We start from the raw sequence: 23,628 nt of genomic DNA on the forward strand, positions 1-23,628 counted from the left end.
TATGCTTGCCCCATGCGAGTCGAGCCCGCCGACATCGAAGCCCTGTTCGACGCCATCCCGGATGTGCTGTTCTTCATCAAGGACCTTCAGGGGCGTTACACCCACGTCAACCAGACCATGCTGCGGCGGCTGGGCCTGCGCGCGCGCAAGGACGTGATCGGGCGTACCGCGGCTGAAATCTACCCGACCGGCCTCAGCGCGGACTACGTCGACCAGGACGCCCGCGTGCTGTCCGGTGAGGTGATCGAGAACCTGATGGAGCTGCACCTGTTCGCCAACCGCGAACCGGGCTGGTGCCTGACCTGCAAGCGCCCGCTGGTGGTCGATGGGGCCATCGAGGGCCTGATCGGCATATCCCGCGACCTCGGCCAGAAGGACAGCCTGGGCACCCAATACGAGCAGCTGCGGCTGGCCCTGGCCCACCTCAATGCGCACTACGCCGAGAACGTGCGCATGCAGACCCTGCTGGACATCACCGGCTTCTCGCTGTCGAAGCTGGAGCGCAGCTTCCGCAAGGTGTTCCAGATGACCCCGCAGCAGGTGCTGACCCGACTGCGGATCCAGATGGCCATGCACCTGCTGCACGGTGACGACAGCATCGCCTGCATCGGCCAGGCCTGCGGTTTCAGCGACCAGAGCGCCTTTACCCGCAAGTTCAAGGCTGAAACCGGTTTCTCGCCGCGCGCCTACCGGGCCCGTATTGGTGGCAACGTCGGCGAGCCGGCGCTGGCCTGAGCCGCCTGCTGCGCTGTGCCTATCCCCGTGGGCACGGGACAGGGTAAGGTGTCGCCCCTGTAGCCGCCGCCAGCCCTGCCGATGCCCAACTCGATTCCGACCGCTTCGCCGTCCCGCCTCGGACATTCGCTCAAGCCCCGCCAGCTGATCATGATGGGTCTGGGCAGCGCCATCGGCGCCGGCCTCTTCCTCGGCTCGGGCGTGGGTGTACAGGCGGCCGGCCCGGCGGTTCTGGTGTCGTATCTGGTCGCTGGTGCGCTGGTGATCATCGTGATGAACGCACTGGGCGAGATGGCGGCGGCCAAGCCGACCAGTGGCGCGTTCTCGGTCTATGCCGCTGATGCCATGGGAGCCACCGCCGGCGCCACCGTGGGCTGGCTGTGGTGGGTGCAGCTGGTGATCGTGATCGCCGCCGAGGCGGTAGGCGCGGCCGGGCTTCTTGCCACGGTCTGGCCGGCGATACCGGTACCGATGGCGGCGCTGGCCTTCATGCTGTTCTTCACCGCGATCAATCTGCTCGGGGTGAAGAACTTCGGCGAGTTCGAATTCTGGTTCGCCATCCTCAAGGTGGTGGCGATCCTGGCCTTCATCGCCATCGGCGTGGCGCTGCTGATGGGCTGGCTGCCGCAGGTGACCTCGCCGGGCTTGAGCAACTTCACCGAGCATGGTGGCTTCGCGCCGAAGGGGCTGGCCGGCATCGGCGCGGCGCTGCTGGTTGTCGTTTTTGCCTTTGGCGGCACCGAGATCGTAGCCGTCGCTGCGGCCGAAACCGAAGATCCCGAGCGCAGCATTGCCCGTGCCATCCGCACCGTGGCCTGGCGCATCCTGGTGTTCTACATCGGCTCGCTGAGCGTGATCATCGCCGTGGTGCCGTGGACCAGCGAGGCGCTGAAGTCGCCGTTCGCTGCGGTGCTGGATATCGCCCGCATCCCGGGCGCGGGTACGGCCATCACCCTGATCGCCGTGATCGCACTGCTGTCGGCACTCAATGCCAACCTCTACGGCGCCTCGCGCATGATGTATTCGCTGGCGCAGCGCCGCGAGGCACCGGCGGTGCTCGGCTGGACCGACCCGCGCCAGGTGCCGGTGATCGCCGTGCTGGCCAGCGTGCTGTTCGGCTTTGCCGCCACGGTGATGGAACTGCTGTTCCCGGACCGGGTACTGCCGGTGCTGCTGAACATCGTCGGTTCCACCTGCCTGCTGGTGTGGACGCTGTCGCTGGTGTCGCAGCTGGTGCTGCGCCGCCGCGCGGATCGCCTGGGTACCCGCCTGCCGTTCCGCATGACCGGCTTCCCGTGGCTGACCTGCTGCGCGCTGGCGATTCTGGCACTGATCTTCGGCCTGCTGCTGAGCGAGTCGCACACCCGCCTGCAGTTCCTGTCGATGGTGGCACTGACTGCCACGATCGCCGCCAGCAGCGCCATCGCCCGGCGCATGCGCGAGGCGTGACTGAAGCTGCCGGCCAGCGGCCGGCACTACCACGGGGGCTGCACATCCGCCGTGCCATCCTGATCGTGTGGGCCGTCCGCGGCCCGTCGACCAGGAGTACCGCATGCTGCGCAGCCGCCCCTTCCTGATGTTCACCGGCCAGGCCGAAGCGGCCCTGGCTCTGTATGCCGAGGCCTTCGCCGATTTCCGCCTGCTGGCAATGCAGCGCCATCCGGACGGCGCCGGTGCCGGCGTGCCCGGGCAGGTCCGCCAGGCCATCTTCCTGCTCGGTGGAACCCACTACCTGTGCTTCGACAGCCTGGACGTGCACGATTTCACCTTCTCACCGTCGATCTCGCTGTTCGTGGAGTGCTCCGGCGCCGAGCAGTTCGAGCGTGCCGCACGCGTGCTGGGTGAGGGCGGCCATTGGTTGATGCCGGTGGGTGACTACGATTTCAGCAACCGCTACGGCTGGGTGCAGGACCGCTTCGGTGTGTCGTGGCAGTTGAGCCTGGGGCAGATGCCGGATCCGTGATCGGATGTTTGTGGGTGTGGACCTTGGTCCACACGCGCTTATGAAAACGGCCCGCTTGCGCGGGCCGTTCTGTTTACCGATGCAGCGAGGAATCACGCCTCGACTTCATCATCCTTGTAGGCATCGACCGGGATGCAGGCGCACATCACGTTCTTGTCGCCGTACACGTTGTCGACACGGGCCACCGGCGGCCAGTACTTGCTCTGCTTCAGGCTGGCCAGCGGGAAGGCGGCAAGTTCGCGCGGGTAGGCGTGGGTCCACTCGCTCGCGGTCACTGCGGTGGCAGTGTGCGGTGCGTTCTTCAGCGGGTTGTCCTCGCGGTCCAGGCGGCCGTCTTCGATCGCGGTGATCTCCTCGCGGATCTGGATCATCGCGTCGATGAAGCGATCCAGCTCGTGCAGCGATTCGCTCTCGGTCGGCTCGACCATCAGCGTGCCGGCCACCGGGAAGCTCAGGGTCGGGGCGTGGAAGCCGAAGTCGATCAGGCGCTTGGCCACGTCCTCGGCGCCGATGCCGCTGGTCTTCTCCAGCGGGCGCACGTCCAGGATGCACTCGTGTGCCACCAGGCCGTTGCGGCCGGTGTACAGGGTCTTGAAGTGCGGGGCCAGGCGCTTGGCGATGTAGTTGGCGTTGAGCTGCGCGACCTGGGTGGCCTTGCGCAGGCCGTCGCGGCCCATCATCGCGATGTACATCCAGCTGATCGGCAGGATCGAGGCGCTGCCGAAGCTGGCCGCGCTGACCATGCCGACCGGGCCGTTGTCACCCAGCTTGCCCGGCAGGAACGGGGCCAGGTGCTCCTTGACCGCGCACGGGCCGACGCCCGGGCCGCCACCACCGTGCGGGATGCAGAAGGTCTTGTGCAGGTTCAGGTGCGAAACATCCGAACCCCACTTGCCCGGCTTGGCCACGCCGACCAGGGCGTTCATGTTGGCACCGTCGGTGTACACCTGGCCGCCGTGCTTGTGGATGATCTCGCAGATCTCCACCACCTCTTCCTCGAACACGCCGTGCGTGGACGGGTAGGTCATCATGATCGCGGCCAGGCGGTCGCTGTACTTCTCGGCGTTGAGGCGGATGTCCTCGACGTCGACGTTGCCGTTGGCATCGGTCTTGGTCACCACCACCTTCATGCCGCACATCTGTGCCGAAGCCGGGTTGGTACCGTGCGCCGAGTCCGGAATCAGGCAGATATCGCGATGTTCCTCACCGCGCGAGCGGTGGTAGGCGCGGATCGCCAGCAGGCCGGCGTACTCGCCCTGCGCGCCGGAGTTCGGCTGCAGGCTGACCGCGTCGTAGCCGGTGCATTCCACCAGCATCGCTTCCAGCGTGTCGATCAGTTCCTTGTAGCCCAGCGCCTGGTCGGCCGGCACCAGCGGGTGGATCTGCGAGAACTCCGGCCAGGTCACCGGGATCATCTCGGCGGTGGCGTTGAGCTTCATGGTGCACGAGCCCAGCGGGATCATCGTGCGGTCCATCGCCAGGTCCTTGTCGGCCAGCGAACGCAGGTAGCGCAGCAGCTCGTGCTCGCTGTGGTGGGTGTTGAACACCGGGTGGGTCAGGAACGCGGACTGGCGCAGCAGGCCGGCCGGCAGCGCATCGGCAGTGCTGGCATCCAGTGCGTCGACGTCCACCGAGGCACCGAACACGGCAGCCACGGCGACGATGTCGGCGCGGGTAGTGGTCTCGTCCAGGCTGATGCCGACCGAGTCGCTGTCGATCGCGCGCAGGTTGTAACCAGCGGCGCGTGCCTTGGCGTGGATTTCATCGGCATGCACGCCGGTGACATGCAGGGTGTCGAAGAAGTCACCACCGACCTGCACGCCGGCGTTGCGCAGCGCGGCGGCCAGGATCGAGGCCAGGCGATGGGTGCGGCGGGCGATGCGGGTCAGGCCGTCCGGGCCGTGGTAAACGGCGTACATCGAGGCCATCACCGCCAGCAGCACCTGTGCGGTGCAGATGTTGGACGTGGCCTTCTCGCGGCGGATGTGCTGCTCGCGGGTCTGCAGGGTCAGGCGGTAGGCCGGGTTGCCCTGCGCGTCGATCGAGACGCCGATCAGGCGGCCCGGCATCGAGCGCTTGTAGGCGTCACGGCAGGCCATGAAGGCGGCGTGCGGGCCACCGAAGCCGAACGGCACGCCGAAACGCTGGCTGTTGCCGACCACGATGTCCGCGCCCCATTCGCCCGGAGCGGCCAGCAGGGTCAGGGCCAGCAGGTCGGTGGCCACGGCCACCAGGCCGCCGCGCGCGTGCACGGCATCGACCAGCGCCTTGTAGTCGCCGACCTGGCCGAAGGTATCCGGATACTGCAGCAGCAGGCCGAAGGCTTCCGCTTCCAGCGCTTCGGCCGGAGTGCCGACGCGCAGCACGATGCCCATGGGCTCGGCGCGGGTGCGCAGCAGTTCCAGCGTCTGCGGGTGCACGGCGTCGTGCACGAAGAAGGTGTCCGACTTCGACTTGGCCGAGCGCTTGGCCAGGGTCATCGCTTCGGCGGCGGCAGTGGCTTCGTCCAGCAGCGAGGCGTTGGCGATTTCCATGCCGGTGAGGTCGGCGCACAGGGTCTGGAAGTTGATCAGCGCTTCCATGCGGCCCTGCGAGATTTCCGCCTGGTACGGGGTGTAGGCGGTGTACCAGGCCGGGTTTTCCAGGATGTTGCGCAGGATCACGTTCGGCGTGTGGGTACCGTAGTAGCCCTGGCCGATGAAGCTGCGCAGCACTGTGTTCTTGTCGGCGATCGCACGGATCTTCGCCAGTGCCTGCACTTCGGTCATCGACTCCGGCAGCGCCAGCGGCGCCGGCGACTTGATCTTGGCCGGTACGATGGCATCGGTCATGCCATCCAGCGACGCGTGGCCGACGACATCGAGCATCTGCGCGATCTCGGCGTCGTTGGGGCCGATGTGGCGCTCGACGAACGCATTGTGGTGCTCGAGCTCACGCAGGGAAGGGGTGTTCTGGGACATGGCGAAGGATCCGTCAGGAAAGGGCACACGCACGGGCACAAGCCGCCGGTCGGCGGTCTGCGGGGCGCCCCTCTGTCCTTTTGCCTGAGAGTTTAAAAGCGCGGCGGACCGCAGCTTCGTGCCCCTTCGGCGCCGGATCGAACCGGTCTCTCCAGAGTTCTGTTACGGGTGGTATCGGGCCTGAGCGATTACGGGCGTTGCGCCTTCGGCAGCGGTGTTCCGCTTCTCCCACCGTGTTGCCCGCTGATTATAGCCCGTTGCGGGCCCGCCAGCCGCCTCCAGGCATGGCCGCCGCGCCTGAATGGCCGATGGCCCGACCGTGCGTTTTGTGCATCGCTGCATGGCATCGGGCGCAATCCCCACCTATGATGGGTGGATACCCGAATTCATCTGGCGCCGTCCCTGCAGAAGGGGACCGGCGCCCGCCGTGCGTGCCGCGCATGGCCCTGCCGGACGCCTTCCCCATGACCGCCGCTGTTGCTCCCTCCACCCGCCGCATGGCCCTGCTGCTCGCCGGTCTGGCCATGTTCGGTCCGTTCTCGATCGACACCATCTTCCCGGCGTTCCCGCAGCTGGCCCAGCGCCTGGCGGTGGACGAAGTGGCGGTGCAGCAGACCATCAGCGTGTACCTGCTGTTCTACGGCCTGATGAGCCTGGCGCACGGCCCGCTGTCCGACGCCTGGGGCCGCAAGCGGGTGATCCTCGGCGGCCTGGTGATATTCGTCGGCGCCTCGGTCGGCTGTGCGCTGTCCACTGACCTGACCACGCTGCTGGGCTTCCGCGCACTGCAGGGCCTGTCGGCAGGTGTCGGCATGATCGTCGGCCGAGCGGTGATCCGCGACCTGTACCACGGCCATGACGCGCAGCGGCTGATGAGCCAGGTGTCGATGCTGTTCGGCATCGCCCCGGCGATCGCCCCGATCATCGGTGGCTGGATCCTGCTCAGCGGCGCCGGCTGGCCGTTGATCTTCTGGTTCCTGGTGGTGTTCGGGCTGGTCCTGCTGGCGGCCACTGCGCGCTACCTGCCGGAGACCCATCCGGTTGAAGCGCGCGTGCCGTTGTCGCCGCGCACGTTGATGCGTGATTACCTGCGCATCGGCTTCAATCCGCGCTTCCTGCGCCTGGCGCTGGCCGGCAGCATCGGCTTCGGTGGCATCTTCCTGTACATCTCCTCGGCGCCGGTGTTCGTGATGCAGCACCTGCATCTGGGCGAGGGCGGCTTCGCCTGGCTGTTCATCCCCACCATCGGCGGCATGACCACCGGCTCGTTCCTGTCCGGGCGCATGGCCGGGCACACCACGCCTACCCGCCAGGTCGCCATCGGTTTCGGCCTGTGCGCGCTGTCGGTGCTGTTGAACGTCGGCTACGTGGCGCTGGCCCCGCAGTTCGTGCTGCCGTGGGCGGTGCTGCCGATCTTCCTGGGCGGCATGGGCATGGCGCTGATCTTCCCGATCCTGGCGCTGGCGGTGCTGGACATGTACCCGCACCAGCGCGGCCTGGCCTCGTCGCTGCAGGCCTTCGTGCAGCTGATGATCAGCACCGTGGTGGCTGGCGTGGTATCGCCGCTGCTGAGCGCCAGCCCGCTGCACCTGGCGTTGGGCCAGGCTGCGTTCTTCGGTGCTGGTTTCGTGTTCTGGTACTGGGAACACCAGCGTGAACGCGCGGCGCAGGCAGCCTGCACGGGTCACTGAGCAGCGTGCAGGGGTAGGGCAGGCCGCGACGCCGGCAGCGCTTGCGACGGGAAACCACCGGACTAGGCTGGGCACTCCAGCCAGCCGGTGCACGGGTGCACGACAGCCAGCCAATCCGATGTCGTTGCATGAGGTTCCCCCATGGCTGCGCAGCAGACCTACCGCCTGTTCGAGGTGGCGCTGAAGGAGCGCCGCGTTCTCTCCCCTTCCCTGGACCGCATGGTATTCACTGGCGCCGACGTGGCGCGGATGAAGACCGAAGGCCCGGACCAGCGGATCAAGGTGTTCTTCCCCTTGCCCGGCCAGGACCTGCCGCAGGTCCCCAGCGGCGAGGACTGGTACCCGCGCTACCGGGCGCTGCCGGACGATCAGCGCCCGCCGATGCGCACCTACACCATCCGCCAGCTGCGTGCGGAGCAGGGCGAGGTCGATGTCGATTTCGTCATTCACGGCGTGACCGGCCCCGCTTCGCGCTGGGCCATGCATGCACGGCCGGGCGATCGCGTGGTGCTGCTGGCCCCCGATGCCGACTGTGCCGAGAGCAGCGAAGGCTGGGAGTGGAAGCCACCGGCCGGTGTCGGCCAGGTACTGCTGGTGGCCGATGAAACGGCGTTACCTGCGGTGGCGGGCATCCTCGAAGAGCTGGCGGCCATGCCTGATCCGCCGCGCACGCTGGCGTTGCTGGAAGTGGCCCAGGCCGGCGATGCGGTGCCGTTGAAAGCGCCGGGCACCGCCGAGCTGGTGTGGTTGCCGCGTGGGCAGGCCGCCTATGGCCAGCCGCTGCTGCAGGCGGTCCAGGAACGGCTGTCAGCGACCTCGAGCGTGGCTGCTGGCGATGCGCTGGAGGAGATCGACGTCGATACGCAGATCCTCTGGGAGCAGGCCGACACCTGCGTGGCCGGGCCGCTGTATGCCTGGGTGGCGGGCGAGGCGGGGGCGGTGATGGCGATCCGCCGCCACCTGGTGCGCGATTGCGGGCTGGACCGCCGCGCGATCACCTTCATGGGCTACTGGCGGCACGGCAAGGTGCTGGACTGACCATACTTGATCGAGCACGCGTGAAGCAGCGCTGCGGGCGGGGTGCGCTATCCTTGCGCCCCCCTTCGCAGCGGTACCGCACCATGTCCACCAGCTCCAAGACCCGCCGCGACCAGCGCCGTCGCCAGGAAAAGCAGGCCGCCAACAAGGCCGCCGCGCAGGCATCGCCGGTGGAACCGCATGCCGAGCTGCGCGATGCGCAGCGCACCCTGCTGGCCGGTGTCGTGCGCCGTGACGGCGAATGGGTGCTGGGCATGGACGGCCGCATCGCTGGCCACAGCGAGAGTGCTGCGCAGGTGCTGGCGCTGATCATGCAGGCCGGTGAACTGCACGAACGCAACGGCACGCCGGTGCGCCTGATGTACTCCGATGCGCTGCGCGATGCCGCGCAGGCCGAAGCGAAGGAGAAGGGCCAGACCTTCGAGGAATTCAAGGCCGAGCTGGCCGCAGCGATGGCGGCGAAGAAGAACAGCTGACAGGCATTTCGGTAGAGCCGGCCGCTGGCCGGCTGCCAGACAGATGTCCACCGTGCAGTTGCCGGCCAGCGGCCGGCTCTACCGGAAAGGGGCGGGTCCTCGCGGACCCGCCCTTTTCTCATTTCGCCGCCGGGGACGCGTTGGCCTGCCAGCCGCACATCTGGCCTTCGTTCTGCTGCTTCAGCCACTCGTTGACCGGGGTGAAGTACTCGATCATCGGGCCGGCATCGAGCTTGTCGGTACCGGTCAGCTCCTTCAGCGTGGCCTGCCACGGCTGGCTGGCACCCTTGCTCAGCATCGCCCAGTACTTCTGGCCGGCTTCCTTGTTGCCGTAGAAGGTGCACTCATGCAGCGGGCCCTTGTAGCCGGACGCGTCGCACAGGCCCTTGTAGAACTGGAACTGCAGGATGCGCGCCAGGAAGTAGCGGGTGTACGGGGTGTTGCCCGGCACGTGGTACTTCGCGCCCGGATCGAAGAACTCTTCGCCACGGGTGCTGGCCGGCGCCACGCCCTGGTACTTGGCCTTCAGGTCCCACCACGCCTTGTTGTAGTTGTCGGCGGTGATCGAGCCATCGAACACGCCCCAGCGCCAGCGGTCGATCATCAGCCCGAACGGCAGGAACGACACGCCCGACAGCGCCATGCGCATCTGGTTGTTGATGACCGCTTCGCGGCTTTCGGTCGGCGCATCAACCAGGCCGATCGAGCTGAGGTACTTGGGCGTCATCGCCAGCACGATGGTGTCGCCGATCGCTTCATGGAAGCCATCGTTGGCACCGCCCTGGAACAGCGGCGGCAGCGGGTTGTAGGCCAGGTCGTAATAGATGTGGCCCAGCTCGTGGTAGATGGTGGTGAAGTTCTCTTCGTTCGGCTTGATGCACATCTTGGTGCGCACGTCGCCTTCCATGTTCATGTCCCAGGCGCTGGCGTGGCAGACCACGTCGCGATCGTCGGGCTTGATGAACTGGGTCTTTTCCCAATACGACTGCGGCAGCGACGGCATGCCCAGCGACACGTAGAAGTCCTGGGCGCGCTCGGTCATCTGCCTGGCGGTACGCAGTTCGGCCTCGCGCTGTGCCTTGTACTGCGCCGCTACGTTGGCATCCTTGCCGGCCTTGGCCAGCGCCGCGCTCAGGTTGGTCTGGTACTGCTTTTCAAGCGCTGCAGTGATGTCCAGGCTGCCGGCACCCGGATACGGCTCCAGCTGGTCCCACAGATTCGACCAGTCCTGCTGCCACATGTTGCCCAGCAGGTGCGCGGCGATCAGGCCGTTGCCTACTTCGGCCTTGTCCTTGCCGTAGGTTTTGTCCAGCTTGCCGCGTGCGTAGCAGTGCAGCTGCTCGTACATCGGCTTGACCTGTTCCCACAGGCGATCGGTTTCCGGGCCGATCTGCTCCGGCGGCATGTCGTAGCCGCTGCGCCACATCTGGCCGGCATCGGTGAAACCCATGCCCTTGGCGCCTTCATTCACCAGGCCGACGAACTTCTGGTAGTCGCCGCGCATGCTCTTGGTGGTGCTGTGCCAGCCCTGCCAGGCGTCGAGCTGCTTGTCGTAGTCGCGGCTGCGTGCCAGCACCTGCTCCAGCTCGCCCAGCTGGCGGCAGGAGTTGGGATCGTTGGCATCGGTGCAGTACTTGCCGGCACCGTAGCTGCCTTCCATGCGGGTGGCGATCTGGGTCAGCTCGGCCAGCTTGGCAGGGTCACGCGGTGCCGGCATCGAGGACATCAGCTTCAGCAGGTGGATCGCGCGCTTGCTGTCCTCGCTCATCGGCTTGCCGTCGAACTTGGCGGCCTGTTCGATCCAGCTGTTGAGCTGGGTCAGCGAGCGCTCGTTGGCCTTGGCCGCGATGCGTTCCGAATCACTGTTGATGTAGGTGGAGGACAGCCACTGCGCCGAGGTCATCTCCGGGTAGGCGGCCTTGAACTCGGTATTGATGCGGGCCACGAACTGGTCGGCGGTTTCGCCGGCCGGGGCGCTGCTGCTGGCGGTATCGGTGCCTGGGGCAGCTTCCTTCTTGCAGGCGGCCAGGGCCAGCGTGGCGGCGGCGATTGCCGAGGCCAGCAGGAGATGACGGTGTTTCACGGGCGGTCCTTGGGTGGTGAACGACGGCCGAAGGCTAGTGGGCAGTCGCCGCCACCGCAAGTGGCGGAAGTCGGCCGGGCGGCGCCCTGGGACCGCGACATCGCATGCGCACCGTCGCTCCCACGCTTCGCTGCGCGAAACGCGGGCCCCGCTTATCAGCTTCCAGACCCCCGCCGCTTCGCGGCCGCCCCCTGACTCAGGGGGCTCTCCCCCAGACGCGATTCGGTGACGGCAGTAGATCCACGCCGTGCGTGGATGAAATCCATCAGATATCGACATCCGCCCCAGCGCCGACCAACGGTCGGCACCCACCATCAGCAGCAGGTTCCAACAGATCGCGGAAAAATGTCGAAGGCGGGGTGGGTGCGGTTGACGGGGCGTGAGCCGCATGGGCCCGAGGCATGCCTCGGGCGGGTTGGGCAGGATGCCCAGCCCCGGTCTTGCCGTGTGCGCAGGACTGCGCACACGAGCAAGCGGCGACCGAGCTTACATGGGTGAGGGCGCTTTGCTTGCGAAGCACCGCTTCGCAAGCGCCCGAACGCACAGCCGCCAGCGGCTGGGCCGGGCCCCGGAGGGGGACTTGCAGCGTCCCCGCAACCGGACCCACCCCGCCAACCTTCAGGAAGCCCGCTTCTGCTGTTGCTTCGGCCGTTGAAGTTGCCGTTGCCTCTGCGGGTGCAGGGCTGCAAGCCCTGCCGAACAACCCTCAACCCTCGCAGTTGGCGAACACGTCGCGGTCGCGCTCGTACAGCGAGGTCTTCACCTGCATCAGGCCCAGCACCGACGGGAACAGGTTGTCATGGTCGGTGTATGCCGCCGAACGCTTGCGCACGCACTGCAGGTCCAGCCCGCGGCTGCTGGCGAAGCCCTGCGAGAACCACATCGTCATCGGTACCCGGGTCTGCTCGGCCGGCGCGATGGCGTAGGGCACGCCATGCAGGAACAGGCCCTTCTCGCCCAGCGACTCGCCGTGGTCGGACAGGTAGATCATCGCCGTGTCGTAGTCCTGCATGCCCTGCAGCGTGCCGATGGTCTTGGTCAGGAAGTGATCGGTGTACAGCACGGCGTTGTCGTAACTGTTGGTGATCTCTTCGCGCGAGCAGCGGCCGATGTCGCGAGTATCGCAGGTGGGGGTGAAGCGGCGGAACGCGGGCGGGTAGCGCTCGAAGTAGGCCGGGCCGTGGTTGCCCAGCTGATGCAGCACCACAACGCGGTCGCCCGGCTTTGCACGTACCTGGGTGGCCAGGTCCTGCAGCAGGATTTCGTCCATGCAGCGGCCGTCAGCGCACAGGCCCGGGGTGGTCGCATCGGACAATGACTGGAAGTCCAGGCCTTCGCACACGCCCTTGCAGCCGGACTGGTTGTCACGCCACAGCGGCGTAATACCGGCACGGTTCAATACGTGCAGCAACGACTGGTGCGCGCGGATCTTCTTCTCGTCGTAGTCGTGCCTGCCCCATGGCGAGAACAGGCACGGCAGCGAAACCTCGGTGCTGGTGCCGCACGAATGCATGTCCGGGAAATTGACCACACTGGCCTGGGCCAGTTCCGGGGTGGTGTTGCGGCCACCGTTGAGGCCCCAGTTCTGCGCGCGCACGGTCTCGCCCATGACGATCACCAGCAGGCGCGGTTTGCTGGCAGGGGCGCGCGGGGTGGCCTTGGCATCGGTACCGATCGGCAACTTCGGTGCGCGCTGCACCGGGTTGTCGCCACGCAGTGCACGCGGCATGCCCAGCAGCACATTGGCCGGGGTGGCGAGGTAACGCACTTCGCGCTGGTTGCGCATCAGTGCCGAGACATCCTGGAACGAGATCAATGCGCCGCCCACCGCGGTCACTGCCGCCACGACCAGGAAGCCGACGCGCCAGAGCAGGCTGCGGCCCCAGCTGCGGCGGCGCAGCTGCACGCGCCACAGCACCGCCATCGGCAGCACTGCCAGCAACAACACCGGCCACAGCAGCGACACGGTCATCAGCTCGCGGCTTTCCTTGGGATCGGTCGCCAGCACGTTGCGCAGCATGTCCGCATCCAGGTAGATGTGGTAACGGCTCATGTAATGCGCAGCGAATGCGGTCACCAGCAGCAACAGGCTGATCACCACCTTGGCGTTCCAGCGCCAGACCAGGATACCCAGCAGCACGCCGTGCGCACCGAGCAGCAACAGCAGCAGCGACAGCGCGTAGCGCAGGCTGCCCGGATGGCTGGCCATCGCGCTGTGCCAGAACAGGCCGTTGCCGGCCACTGCGAAGAACAGGCTGGTCAGTGCGATCAGTGCTTCGGTGGACAGCTGCGGCCGCCAGCGGCGAAGGTTCGCCAACGCGGGAAGGCGGGCGGGGCGTTGGACCGATGCACTCATGCGTTTGCCTCCTGGCGGTGGGGACGGTCCAGCTGACGGCGGGCCAGGACGCGTTTGACGATCAGATACAGGCCCAGCGAAAGCAGCCAGCAGATCAACGCAGTAGCAACGTCATGCGAAAGGAAATGCGCGCCCCGCAGTTGCTGGCCGACGCCGAATACCAGGCCGGTGCCAAGGCCGATCCATAACCCGGCCCAGCGCCATGAAGGGCGCCACAGCAAGGCGAAAAAGTACAGGGACAACCATGCATAACCTGCGCTGGCGTGGCCGGCCGGGAAGCAGGCCTGCGCGGCCATGCCTGCGGGGCGTGCCGTGAAAAGCCCGATGAACGGCTGGTGGCCGCCGTAGCGCAGCAGGTCCCAGGGGCATTCCATCGGCACCAGCGACTTCAGCAGGGAGATCACACCGGTGCCCAGGGCCATGGCAATCACGACATAAAGCAGCGCCCACCGCAGGGTGCGATCGCGACCCTTACGCCAGTGGTGGAAGCACAGCAGGATCGCCACGAGCGCAGCAGTCGTGCTCAGCCACTTGCCGGCCTTGTGCACCACCGTGCGGGTGACCCAGGCGTCCTGTAGCGCCCAATGGCCACCCTCAAGGCGGAACAGGTGATCGGCCACCCATTGGTCGCCGCCGAAACCCATCAGCAGCGTAAACACGGGCAGACCGATTGCGACAGGCAGCCAGAGGTGAGTTACGGCGAATTTTGACGCCAGTGGCGATGTCGCAAGCGGCGCTACCGAATCAAGGGGACGGACGGGCATGCTGGGAAAGGGCGGGTCGGGAATCCGCGGCCATGCTCGTCACCTGGATGTCGGAGAAGGGTCGGACGCTCGTTCGTGCCGGGTTAATGCTTGCCCGGCACGTGTCAGCATTCAGTCTTCTTCAGCGGTCGCGCCGGCCCGTTCGGCGTGGCATTCCGCGTCCCACGCGGTACCGGGAAGCAGTTGCCAGCGATTCCTGTTGGCAATACCGATATCGATCACCTTGCCCGGGTCCACGCACGGGCTCATCGCATCGTCCAGCACCAGCAGCCAGCGCTTGTCCGGTGCCTCGGCCAGCCACGGGCCGGCGTCGTGCCACTGCTCGGCCCAGGGCCGCTTGAAGCCGAACTCGCGCACCGGCCGGTCGGCCTGCAACAGGTTCTGCTCGCGCCAGGCCACCAGCGCCAGTTCGGCGTCGGGTCCGATCCGCGCGCCCACCCGGCGCATGAGTGCCGACGCCGAAGCGAAGGGGTCCAGGGCAGGCATCAGCACCAGGCCGTAGAGCATCCACAGCATGCCGTGGGTCAGCAGTACCAGCGTCGCGGCACGGCGTACCCGCAGCCACACGATCAGCGTGGCCAGGGCAATGGCGAAGGTCAGCAGGCCATCGCCCAGCACCGGCAGCAAGGTCTCGGGCATGGCGCGGCGTTGCAGTTGCGCCAACGCCCATGGGTGCTCGGTCATCAGCATCACGCCGAGTACGCCGGTGGCCAGCATCAGCACCACGCTGTAGCCGAACAGGTAGCGGCGCACGCACACGCGGCGCAGCAGGCCGGGCAGCAGTGGCGCCACGGCCAGTGCCATCGCCGGCAGCATCGGCAGCAGGTACACCTCGCGCTTGCCCGGGCTGGCACTGAAGAACACCAGTACCAGTACGGCCCAGCCCAGCAGCAGCCACTGGCGGCGATTGCCACGACGGATGCGGCGCCACCAGGGCTTGAACAGCATCGGCAGCAGCAGGCTGCCCGGCAGCCACAGGGTCAGGATCACCTGCAGGTAGTACCAGGCCGGCTGCCGGTGGTGCCAGGCATTGGCGTAGCGGGTGCCGGTCTGCTTGAACAACAGCTCGTGCGCGTAGGCCTGCAGTTCGGCGCTGGGCGTATGCAGCAGGGCCCAGCCCAGCGGCGCCAGCCACACGCCCACGCCCAGCAGGAACGCCGGGATCAACCACAGCAGCGTTGCCGGGTGCGGACCCTCCACACGGTGCCCGCGACGGCGCTGGTACAGCCACCAGCCGAACCAGGGCAGCACCAGCAGCAGCGGCAGGAAACCCACGCCCTTGGTCACCGTGCCGAGGCCGGCGGCGAAACCGGCCAGCCACAGCGCGGGCAGGTTGCGACGTTCGCACAGGTGCCGCATCAAGCCCCACAGGGCGACGGTGGTCATCCCCACCAGCACCATGTCGATCTGCGCACGCTTGGCCATCAGCCCGAACTGCAGGGTGCAGAACAGCGCCGCGAGGGCATAGATGGAATGCCGCGGCGACCACAGCCGCCGTGCCAGATCCGACACCAGCCACAGACTCAGCAGGGCGCCCAGCAATGACGGCAGCAGGAACGACCATTGCCAGCTGCCGACCACCTCGTAGGCGGCCGCCTGCAGCCACATGAACACCGGTGGTTTCTCGGCATACAGCTCGCTGCCACGATGCGGCAGCAGCCATTGCCCGCTCTCGACCATGGTCCGCGCGGCCAGCACGAAGCGCGGCTCGTCCGGTGGCTGCGGCTGCCGAAGGCCGATGCCCGCTGCCAATGCAGCAATGATCAGCAGCCACAACAGGGGCAGGCGCCAACGGCGGGGCAGGGCTACGGGCACGGCAGGCTCCGGGAGCAAAACGGCCATTCTGAGGTGGCGGGGGTGGGAAAAGCGTCAGAAGGGGGCGGGACGACCGCATTCCGACATGGGCGGCGCTACCATGGTACGAACTTCCGTGGATGTTTCGTGCATGCGTCTGTTGGTGATCGAGGACAACCGCCAGCTGGTGGCCAACCTGTTCGACTATTTCGAGTCGCGCGGGCATGTGCTGGACGTGGCCCCGGATGGCATCACCGGCCTGCACCTGGCCGGCAGCCACCCCTACGATGCGGTGATCCTGGACTGGATGCTGCCGCGCATGGAGGGACCGGAAGTGCTGCGCCGGCTGCGTGCCGAGCACGCGTCGGAGGTGCCGGTGATCATGCTGACCGCGCGCGATGAACTGCCGGACAAGATCGCCGGTTTCCGCGCCGGTGCCGACGACTACCTGACCAAGCCGTTTGCCCTGCCCGAGCTGGAGGTGCGGCTGGAAGCGCTGCTGCTGCGTGCGCAGGGCCGCAACCCGCGCAAGCGCCTGCAGGTGGGCGATCTGGTGCTGGACCTGGCGACGCTGGAGGCCCAGCGTGAGGGCCTGGTGCTGCACCTGTACCCGGCCTGCCGCAAACTGCTGGAAGTGCTGATGCGGGCCAGCCCGGGTGCGGTGACGCGACAGCAGCTGGAGTTCGCCCTGTGGGGTGACGAGCCGCCGGATGGCGACCTGCTGCGTTCGCATGTCTACGAGTTGCGTCGCAGCGTTGACGGTCCGTTTGCCGAGAAGCTGATCCACACCCTGCCGCGCGTGGGTTACCGGTTGGCGGTAGTGGAGGGTGCCGACGCCGGCAGGAATGCTGATGAGGGCGCGTAAGCCGGGGCCGTTGTACCGGCGCGTGGTGTGGTGGTTGCTGGGCTATCTGGCGCTGCTGTCGATCGCGGTGTTCAGCGTCGGCAACTACGTGCACGAGCACGCCGAGCATGCTGCCTGGCGCGCGCTGCTCAACTCCGAGCTCGACAGCATCGTCGAGCATGTCGAGCACGAACCGCACTATCGCTGGCAGGATTCGGACACGCTGAGCCTGTACCGCTTCGACGCGGTCAACCTTCCCGATAGCCTGCGTACCCTGCATCCAGGGCTGCACGACGGCGTAATGGTCAAGGGCCGCGAGACGGCGGTGATGGTGCGTGAAACCCAGTCGATGGGACGGGTCGCGCTGGTACTGGACATCTCCGACTTCCATGACCTGGAACAGTTCGCCACGCGCTGGGTGATGCTGGCCGGGGTGATCATGATCTTCGTTACCGTGCTGATGGCCTCGTTCGGCATGGAGCGGATGGTGCGTCCGCTGAGCCTGCTGGCACAACACATCGCCGCGCTCAGGCCGGGCGTGCAGGGGCAGCGCATCGAGGTCGACCCGCGCGGCAGCTCAGAGCTGCACACCATTGCCAATGCGCTGAACGATTACCTGGACCGCAACGAGCAGTTCGTCGAACGCGAGCGGGTCTTCATCAGCACTGCCAGCCACGAATTGCGCACGCCGATTGCGGTGATGACCGGTGCCGCCGAACTGGCGCTGGAGCAACCGGGCCTGCCCGAGCGTGCGCGCCAGCAGATGCAACGGGTACTGCGCACCGCACAGAGCGTGGAGCAGCTGATCGAACTGCTGCTGGTGCTGGCGCGTGATCCGGCGCGACTGGCGGCGCGTGCCGAGCGCATCGCGCTGGACCAGCTGCTGCCGGAGATCGTCGACGACCATCGCCACCTGCTGGGCGACAAGGACCTGAGCATCGGCATCCAGGCCGCACCGGTGGACATCGTCGCGCCGCTGGCGGTGGTGCAGGCAGCGATCGGCAACCTGCTGCGCAACGCCATCGAGAACAGTGGCCGTGGCCACATCGAATTGCGCCTGAGTTCATCGGCGGTGCTGACCCTGCAGGACCCGGGACATGGCATGAGCCCGGAAGAGATCGCGGCGATTCATGCGCGGATGGCCCGTGGCGAACGCGCCGATCGTGGCGGCGGCATCGGACTGGATCTGATCGCGCGGCTGTGCGAGCACCTGGGCTGGACTCTGCAGTTGCAGCCCTGCGAGCCGCGTGGCACGCGTGTCACGCTCGATTTCAGTGCCTCGCGACCGTGCTGATCCGGCCGTTCGTGTAAATGCCAACCTTGGTTGGCATGCCGTTCGTCGACCAAGGTCGACGCCTACCCAGGCGGTGGCTGGGCGTGCTCTGGTAGATGCCAACCTTGGTTGGCATGCCCTGGCGGTGGCTGGCCGTGCTCTGGTAGATGCCAACCTTGGTTGGCATGCCGTTCGTCGACCAAGGTCGACGCCCACCCAGGCAATGGCTGTCCGCCTCAACGCCCGTTCGGTCGCGCCACGTGCTGGTCGATCAGGATCACGTTGCCGTCGGGATCGGCCAACTGCAGATAGCCCGTACCCTGGCCATCAGGATCGGTGCGGACCGCCAGTTCGATGCCCCTGGCATCCAGCTCTGCCTGCAGCCCACGCACATCCTGGAAGCGGGGCAGTTCCTGCTTGTGCTGGTCCCAGCCGGGGTTGAAGGTCAGCAGGTTGCCCTCGAACATGCCCTGGAACAGCCCGATCACCGTGCCGTTGCTGCGCATCACCAGCCAGTTCTGTGCCGGATCGCCGCCGGTGACCGAGAAGCCCAGGGCTTCGTAGAAGGCACGGGAGGCCGCGAGATCCTTCACCGAGAGGCTGACCGAAAAGGCACCAAGCTGCATGAGTGGGCTCCCTGACGGGATGGGGGGTGTCGGCACTGCAGCATGACCGGGCGTGAAGACAATGTTAATCTCGATCTGCGCCGCCTTATGCGGCGCTTTTTTTTCTCCGCTCTTTCGATCGACAGAGGATCCCATGCCGACCGAACCCGCTACTGCCCTGATCAGCAACGACATCGTTGGACTGGGCCTGATTGCCGCCACCCTGGCCCTGATCTTCTGGGCCGCCAGTGGTCCAACCCCGCTGCTGAAGAAGATCTTCGCCTGGGTGCCGGCCCTGCTGCTGTGCTATTTCATCCCCGCCGTCTACAACACCGCCGGTGTCATCGATGGCCACAACACCTCGCTGTACAACCCGGTCGCGCGTGACGTGCTGCTGCCGGCCGCGCTGGTCCTGCTGACCCTGTCGATCGACCTGAAAGGCGTCATCAAGCTCGGCCCGAAACTGCTGATCGTGTTCTGTGCCGGTACCGCCGGCATCATGCTCGGCGCCATCGTTTCGTTCCAGCTGATGAAGCTGATCCATCCGGAAACCGTGGCCGGTGATACCTGGGCCGGCATGGCGGCGCTGGCCGGCAGCTGGATCGGTGGCGGCGCCAACATGGTCGCCATGCGCGAGGTGTTCGGCACCGATGCCACCACCTTCGGCCAGTTCGCGGTGGTTGACGTGGCCTGTGCCAGCCTGTGGATGGCGATCCTGCTGTTCCTGGCCAACCGCGCACAGCAGATCGACACCCGCAATGGTGCCGACACCCGTGCCATCGACGAGATGAAGGCGCGCATCAGTGCCTACGAGGCGCAGAACGCGCGCATTCCCAGCATGACCGACCTGATGGTGATCGTTGGCGTGGCACTGGGCGGCGTCGGCCTGGCCCATGCCATCGCCGCGCCGCTGGCGGGCTGGTTCAAGGCCAATGTCAGCTGGGCCAGCCAGTTCAGCCTCGACAGCCAGTTCGTCTGGGTGATCCTGCTGTCCACGGCGATGGGCCTGGGCCTGAGCTTCACCCGTGCCCGCCGGCTGGAAGCGGCTGGCGCTTCGCGGCTGGGCACGGTGTTCCTGTACTTCCTGATCGCCTGCATCGGCATGCAGATGAACCTGCTGTCGCTGCTGGATCGGCCGTGGCTGTTCCTGCTCGGCGCGATCTGGATGGCCACGCACGTGCTGGTGCTGTGGGTGGTGGCCAAGCTGCTGCGCGCGCCGCTGTTCTTCTTCGCCATTGGTTCGCAGGGCAACATCGGCGCAGCCGCTTCGGCCCCTGTGGTGGCGGCGGCGTTCCATCCGACGCTGGCGCCGGTGGGCGTGCTGCTGGGTACGGTGGGTTATGCCACCGGCACGGGCCTGGCCTACGTCACCGGCCTGATCCTGAAGTGGATGGCCACCGGCTGAGTTCGGACTGCCCTGGCGTCATGCTTCCGTAGATCCACGCCATGCGTGGATGCATTTCATGGGTATCCATGAACAAGGAAGGGGTCAGATCTGTTTCCCGGAGGAAACGGATCTGACCCCGGACTCAACTCGACATCTGCCAGGTTTCATCCACGCATGGCGTGGATCTACTCAACGTCACTCGAGCGCTGTTGAACCGGACCCTCAACAGCAGCGGCCACCGTTGCGTCCGCCATAACGCGCTTCCTGGCGCTCGCGGAAGAACGTCTTGTAGTCCATCGGCTCCTGGTCCGGATGTTTTTCCAGCATGTGCCGGACGTAGTTGTCGTAATCAGGAATGCCACAGCACAGTCGTGCGGTCTGCACCAGGCGCCGCCAGATGCGGCGGTGCGCCTGGTACTGGCCGGCGGGAACCAGTTGGGTACTCATCACAGATCCACCATTTCATGCGGCTTCAGCGCCACGTACGGGGTCTCGCGGTCAGTGCGCTGCGGATTGCGGCGGGCCGCCAGGATGGTCTTGATCGAATACACCAGCACCGCGCCCACCACCAGCAGGAACAGCGCGGTCAGGCCGGTGTTGACGTAGGCGTTGACCACGATCTGCTTCATCTGCGCCACCGACTTGGCCGGTGCGGTGATGGTGTCGCTGGCGAGCGCGGCCTGGAATTTGTGCGCCTGGGCCAGGAAGCCCTGTGCCGGGTTGCTGTCGAAGATCTTGATGAAGCCGGCGTAGGTGGTGCAGATCAGCAGCCATATGGCCGGAACCGCGGTGACCCACGCATAGCGGTCACGCTTCATCTTGAACAGCACCACCGTGCCCAGCATCAGCGCGATACCGGCCAGCATCTGGTTGGAGATGCCGAACAGCGGCCACAGCGTCTGGATGCCGCCGAACGGATCCACCACGCCGGTGTAGAGCAGGTAGCCCCACAGCGCCACGCAACCCGCGGTGCCGATGATGTTGGCGGTCCACGATTCGGTCTTCTTCAGGGCCGGCACGAAGTTGCCCAGCAGGTCCTGCAGCATGAAGCGGCCCGCACGGGTACCGGCGTCCACCGCGGTGAGGATGAACAGCGCTTCGAACAGGATCGCGAAGTGGTACCAGAACGCCATCATCGCGTCGCTGCCACTGGGAATCGCTTCGTGCAGGATCTGCGCGATGCCTACCGCAAGTGTTGGCGCGCCACCTGCACGATGCAGGATGGTGGGTTCACCAATGGCCGCCGCGGTCGCGGTCAGCTGCTCGGGGGTGATGGTGAAGCCCCAGGTGTTGGTGATGTAGTGCGCGGCCGAGGCCGCATCGGCACCGATCACCGCCGCCGGGCTGTTCATCGCGAAGTAGATGCCCGGATCGATGATCGAGGCCGCCACCAGCGCCATCACCGCCACGAACGATTCCATCAGCATGCCGCCGTAGCCGATGTAGCGCATGTGCGCTTCATTGGCCAGCAGCTTCGGCGTGGTGCCGGAGGAAATCAACGCGTGGAAGCCGGAGACCGCACCACAGGCGATGGTGATGAACAGGAACGGGAACATGCCGCCCTTCCACACCGGGCCGTCGCCGCTGGCGGCGAACTGGGTCAGCGCCGGCATCTTCAGTTCCGGCATCACCACCAGGATGCCGATGGCCAGCGCGATGATGGTGCCGATCTTGAGGAAGGTCGACAGGTAATCACGCGGGGCCAGCAGCAGCCACACCGGCAGCACCGAGGCGACGAAGCCGTAGCCGATCAGCATCCAGGTGATCTGGGTGCCGGTGAAGGTGAACGCCGGGCCCCAGACCGGGTCGGCGGCGACCTTGCCGCCGTACCAGATCGCGGCGAGCAGCAGGATCAGGCCAACCACCGAGATCTCGCCGATCTTGCCGGGGCGGATGTAGCGCATGTACACGCCCATCAGGATCGCGATGGGCATCGTCGCAATCACCGTGAACATGCCCCACGGGCTTTCGGCCAGCGCCTTGACCACCACCATCGCCAGCACTGCCAGGATGATGATCATGATCAGGAACGCACCGAACAGCGCGATGGTGCCGGGCACCTGGCCCATCTCTTCTCTTACCAGGTCACCCAGCGAGCGGCCATTGCGGCGGCTGGACAGGAACAGGACCATGAAGTCCTGCACCGCGCCGGCCAACACCACGCCCACCACCAGCCACAGCAGGCCGGGCAGGTAGCCCATCTGCGCGGCCAGCACCGGGCCGACCAGCGGGCCGGCGCCGGCAATGGCGGCGAAGTGGTGGCCGAACAGCACGTGTTTGTTGGTCGGGACGTAGTCCAGGCCATCGTTGTTGATCACCGCCGGGGTGGCCCGGGTCGGATCCAGCTGCATCACCTTGTTGGCGATGAACAGGCTGTAGAAGCGATAGGCGACGAGGTACAGCGACACCGCCGCGACGACGATCCACAGGGCATTGATGTGTTCGCCGCGGCGCAGCGCCACGGTACCCAGACAGAACGCGCCGAGCAGAGCGAGTACCGCCCAGCCCAGTTTGGAAAACCCTTTCATGAGGTGCTCTCTCCCGGAAAGACAGACAAAGAGTCCTGCTTGCCCACGACAGGGTCAATTGGCACAGGACGAATCAGCGGTAGTACTTTGGTCGTACGGCGGCTGCGCTGACGTGCAGCGAACATCAGGGATGGAACAATCGGTTGCGGAGCCATCCATTGGCCTACGGCCGTGTGGCGTCCATGTTCAGTGGCATCCATCCAACAGGAGTCGCCATGAGCTTTCCCGAACCGGTCCGCGTACTGCGCACCATCCGTGGCATGCCCACCTCCGACGGTGCCGGCGTGCGCCTGACCCGCGTCATCGGCGGCCCGACGCTGCCCGACCTGGATCCGTTCCTGCTGCTTGATGAGTTCGGTACCGACCGTGCCGAAGACTACATCGCCGGCTTCCCGGAACACCCGCACCGTGGTTTCGAGACCGTCACCTACATGCTCGACGGACGCATGCGGCATCGCGACAACCACGGCAACGAAGGCCTGCTGACCCCGGGCAGCGTGCAGTGGATGACCGCCGGCCGCGGCCTGGTGCATTCGGAGATGCCCGAGCAGGAAAGCGGGCAGATGCGCGGGTTCCAGCTGTGGGTGAACCTGCCGGCGAAGGAGAAGATGACCGACCCGAAGTACCAGGAATTCGCACCCGAGCGCATTCCCGTGGTGCACCCGGAGCCGGGCGTGGAGGTGAAGGTGATTGCCGGCAGCGTGGACGGCACCGATGGCCCGATCGTGCAGCCGGCCACCGATCCGCTCTACCTCGACATCACGCTGGCGCCCGACCGGGCCTGGACCTATGCGCTGCCGGAGGGGCACAACGCGTTCGCCTACGTGTTCGAAGGTGCGATGACCGTGGGTGAGCAGGACGCCGCGCGCGACGTTGCACGCCAGGAACTGGCGGTGCTGGGCGGTGGCGAGCAGTTGCACCTCTCGGCCGGCAGCGAAGGTGCGCGGTTGATCCTGGTGGCCGGCCGTCCGCTGCGCGAACCGGTGATGCGCCACGGGCCGTTCGTGATGAACACGCGGCAGGAACTGATGCAGGCCTTCGTCGATTTCCAGGAAGGCAAGTTCTGAGGGAGTGCCGGCCGCTGGCCGGCAGCAGCCTCGGACAAAGGCGGATCGGGGTGCCGGCCAGCGG

At 66.6% G+C, this 23,628-nt stretch carries 18 protein-coding genes and 1 riboswitch; of the genes, 10 read left to right on the forward strand and 8 right to left on the reverse strand.

Translation table 11 applies throughout. The annotated features are described in order from the left end of the window. Positions 1-12 precede the first annotated feature (12 nt). From R1L06_RS16660 to R1L06_RS16670, 3 genes are all read left to right on the forward strand, one after another. A complete protein-coding gene (locus tag R1L06_RS16660; RefSeq protein WP_032127825.1) occupies positions 13-735 on the forward strand; it encodes an AraC family transcriptional regulator in 723 nt (240 codons plus the stop codon). An 81-nt stretch (positions 736-816) separates the two neighbouring features. Next, entirely contained in the window at positions 817-2,184 is a 1,368-nt protein-coding gene (locus R1L06_RS16665) for an amino acid permease (protein WP_317218248.1), read from the forward strand. 103 nt (positions 2,185-2,287) lie between these two features. Next, entirely contained in the window at positions 2,288-2,698 is a 411-nt protein-coding gene (locus tag R1L06_RS16670; RefSeq protein WP_005410627.1) for a VOC family protein, read from the forward strand. A gap of 92 nt (positions 2,699-2,790) precedes the next feature. On the opposite strand, the gene gcvP is transcribed toward R1L06_RS16670, so the two are convergent. Next, a complete protein-coding gene (gene gcvP / locus R1L06_RS16675; RefSeq protein WP_317218249.1) occupies positions 2,791-5,658 on the reverse strand; it encodes an aminomethyl-transferring glycine dehydrogenase in 2,868 nt (955 codons plus the stop codon). A gap of 62 nt (positions 5,659-5,720) precedes the next feature. Continuing rightward, positions 5,721-5,823, reverse strand: a riboswitch (glycine riboswitch). Between the two features lie 299 nt (positions 5,824-6,122). On the opposite strand from gcvP, the gene R1L06_RS16680 reads away from it, so the two are divergent. The 3 genes from R1L06_RS16680 (at position 6,123) to R1L06_RS16690 (ending at position 8,863) form a co-directional block, all read left to right on the forward strand. After that, entirely contained in the window at positions 6,123-7,349 is a 1,227-nt protein-coding gene (locus R1L06_RS16680; RefSeq protein WP_317218250.1) for a multidrug effflux MFS transporter, read from the forward strand. A 141-nt stretch (positions 7,350-7,490) separates the two neighbouring features. After that, positions 7,491-8,387 carry a siderophore-interacting protein gene (locus R1L06_RS16685; RefSeq protein WP_317218251.1) on the forward strand — a complete coding sequence of 299 codons (897 nt, stop codon included), beginning with the start codon at positions 7,491-7,493 and terminating at the stop codon, positions 8,385-8,387. Positions 8,388-8,470: 83 nt separating this feature from the next. Next, entirely contained in the window at positions 8,471-8,863 is a 393-nt protein-coding gene (locus tag R1L06_RS16690; protein WP_008265644.1) for a hypothetical protein, read from the forward strand. 118 nt (positions 8,864-8,981) lie between these two features. Here the strand turns inward: R1L06_RS16690 and R1L06_RS16695 are convergent, their stop codons facing one another. The 4 genes from R1L06_RS16695 to R1L06_RS16710 all read right to left on the reverse strand — a co-directional run bounded on the left by R1L06_RS16695 (position 8,982) and on the right by R1L06_RS16710 (position 15,881). Then, entirely contained in the window at positions 8,982-10,946 is a 1,965-nt protein-coding gene (locus R1L06_RS16695) for a M2 family metallopeptidase (protein ID WP_317218252.1), read from the reverse strand. 706 nt (positions 10,947-11,652) lie between these two features. Continuing rightward, positions 11,653-13,302 (reverse strand): phosphoethanolamine transferase, encoded by a 1,650-nt coding sequence (locus tag R1L06_RS16700; RefSeq protein WP_317218253.1) that lies wholly within the window; start codon positions 13,300-13,302, stop codon positions 11,653-11,655. Beyond that, positions 13,299-14,066, reverse strand: a complete 768-nt coding sequence (locus R1L06_RS16705; RefSeq protein ID WP_317218254.1) for a phosphatase PAP2 family protein — start codon at positions 14,064-14,066, stop codon at positions 13,299-13,301. Before R1L06_RS16705 ends, R1L06_RS16700 begins: the two co-directional genes overlap by 4 nt. Positions 14,067-14,177: 111 nt before the next feature. After that, positions 14,178-15,881: an ArnT family glycosyltransferase gene (locus tag R1L06_RS16710; protein ID WP_317218255.1), complete on the reverse strand. Its 1,704-nt coding sequence runs from the start codon at positions 15,879-15,881 to the stop codon at positions 14,178-14,180. A 130-nt stretch (positions 15,882-16,011) separates the two neighbouring features. On the opposite strand from R1L06_RS16710, the gene R1L06_RS16715 reads away from it, so the two are divergent. Together R1L06_RS16715 and R1L06_RS16720 are read left to right on the forward strand one after the other, a co-directional pair. Next, positions 16,012-16,725: a response regulator transcription factor gene (locus tag R1L06_RS16715; protein ID WP_049421248.1), complete on the forward strand. Its 714-nt coding sequence runs from the start codon at positions 16,012-16,014 to the stop codon at positions 16,723-16,725. Further along, the gene (locus R1L06_RS16720) at positions 16,712-17,998 is read left to right on the forward strand and encodes a sensor histidine kinase (protein WP_107431481.1); all 1,287 of its coding nucleotides are present in this window, start codon (positions 16,712-16,714) and stop codon (positions 17,996-17,998) included. The genes R1L06_RS16715 and R1L06_RS16720 overlap by 14 nt, the downstream gene beginning before the upstream one ends. A gap of 215 nt (positions 17,999-18,213) precedes the next feature. Here the strand turns inward: R1L06_RS16720 and R1L06_RS16725 are convergent, their stop codons facing one another. Continuing rightward, positions 18,214-18,603 (reverse strand): VOC family protein, encoded by a 390-nt coding sequence (locus tag R1L06_RS16725; protein ID WP_317218256.1) that lies wholly within the window; start codon positions 18,601-18,603, stop codon positions 18,214-18,216. Positions 18,604-18,736: 133 nt separating this feature from the next. Between R1L06_RS16725 and R1L06_RS16730 the strand changes: the two genes are divergently transcribed. Next, positions 18,737-19,987 (forward strand): DUF819 family protein, encoded by a 1,251-nt coding sequence (locus R1L06_RS16730; RefSeq protein ID WP_049421249.1) that lies wholly within the window; start codon positions 18,737-18,739, stop codon positions 19,985-19,987. A gap of 204 nt (positions 19,988-20,191) precedes the next feature. Here the strand turns inward: R1L06_RS16730 and R1L06_RS16735 are convergent, their stop codons facing one another. Together R1L06_RS16735 and R1L06_RS16740 are read right to left on the reverse strand one after the other, a co-directional pair. Further along, entirely contained in the window at positions 20,192-20,416 is a 225-nt protein-coding gene (locus R1L06_RS16735; protein WP_005410613.1) for a YbdD/YjiX family protein, read from the reverse strand. Continuing rightward, a complete protein-coding gene (locus R1L06_RS16740; protein ID WP_032129857.1) occupies positions 20,416-22,497 on the reverse strand; it encodes a carbon starvation CstA family protein in 2,082 nt (693 codons plus the stop codon). The genes R1L06_RS16735 and R1L06_RS16740 overlap by 1 nt, the downstream gene beginning before the upstream one ends. A 215-nt stretch (positions 22,498-22,712) precedes the next feature. Between R1L06_RS16740 and R1L06_RS16745 the strand changes: the two genes are divergently transcribed. Then, a complete protein-coding gene (locus R1L06_RS16745) occupies positions 22,713-23,564 on the forward strand; it encodes a pirin family protein (RefSeq protein WP_132810597.1) in 852 nt (283 codons plus the stop codon). Positions 23,565-23,628: the final 64 nt, after the last annotated feature.

Source organism: Stenotrophomonas mexicanensis (genome assembly GCF_032911605.1).
GTDB classification, from domain to species: Bacteria; Pseudomonadota; Gammaproteobacteria; order Xanthomonadales; family Xanthomonadaceae; genus Stenotrophomonas; species Stenotrophomonas maltophilia_A.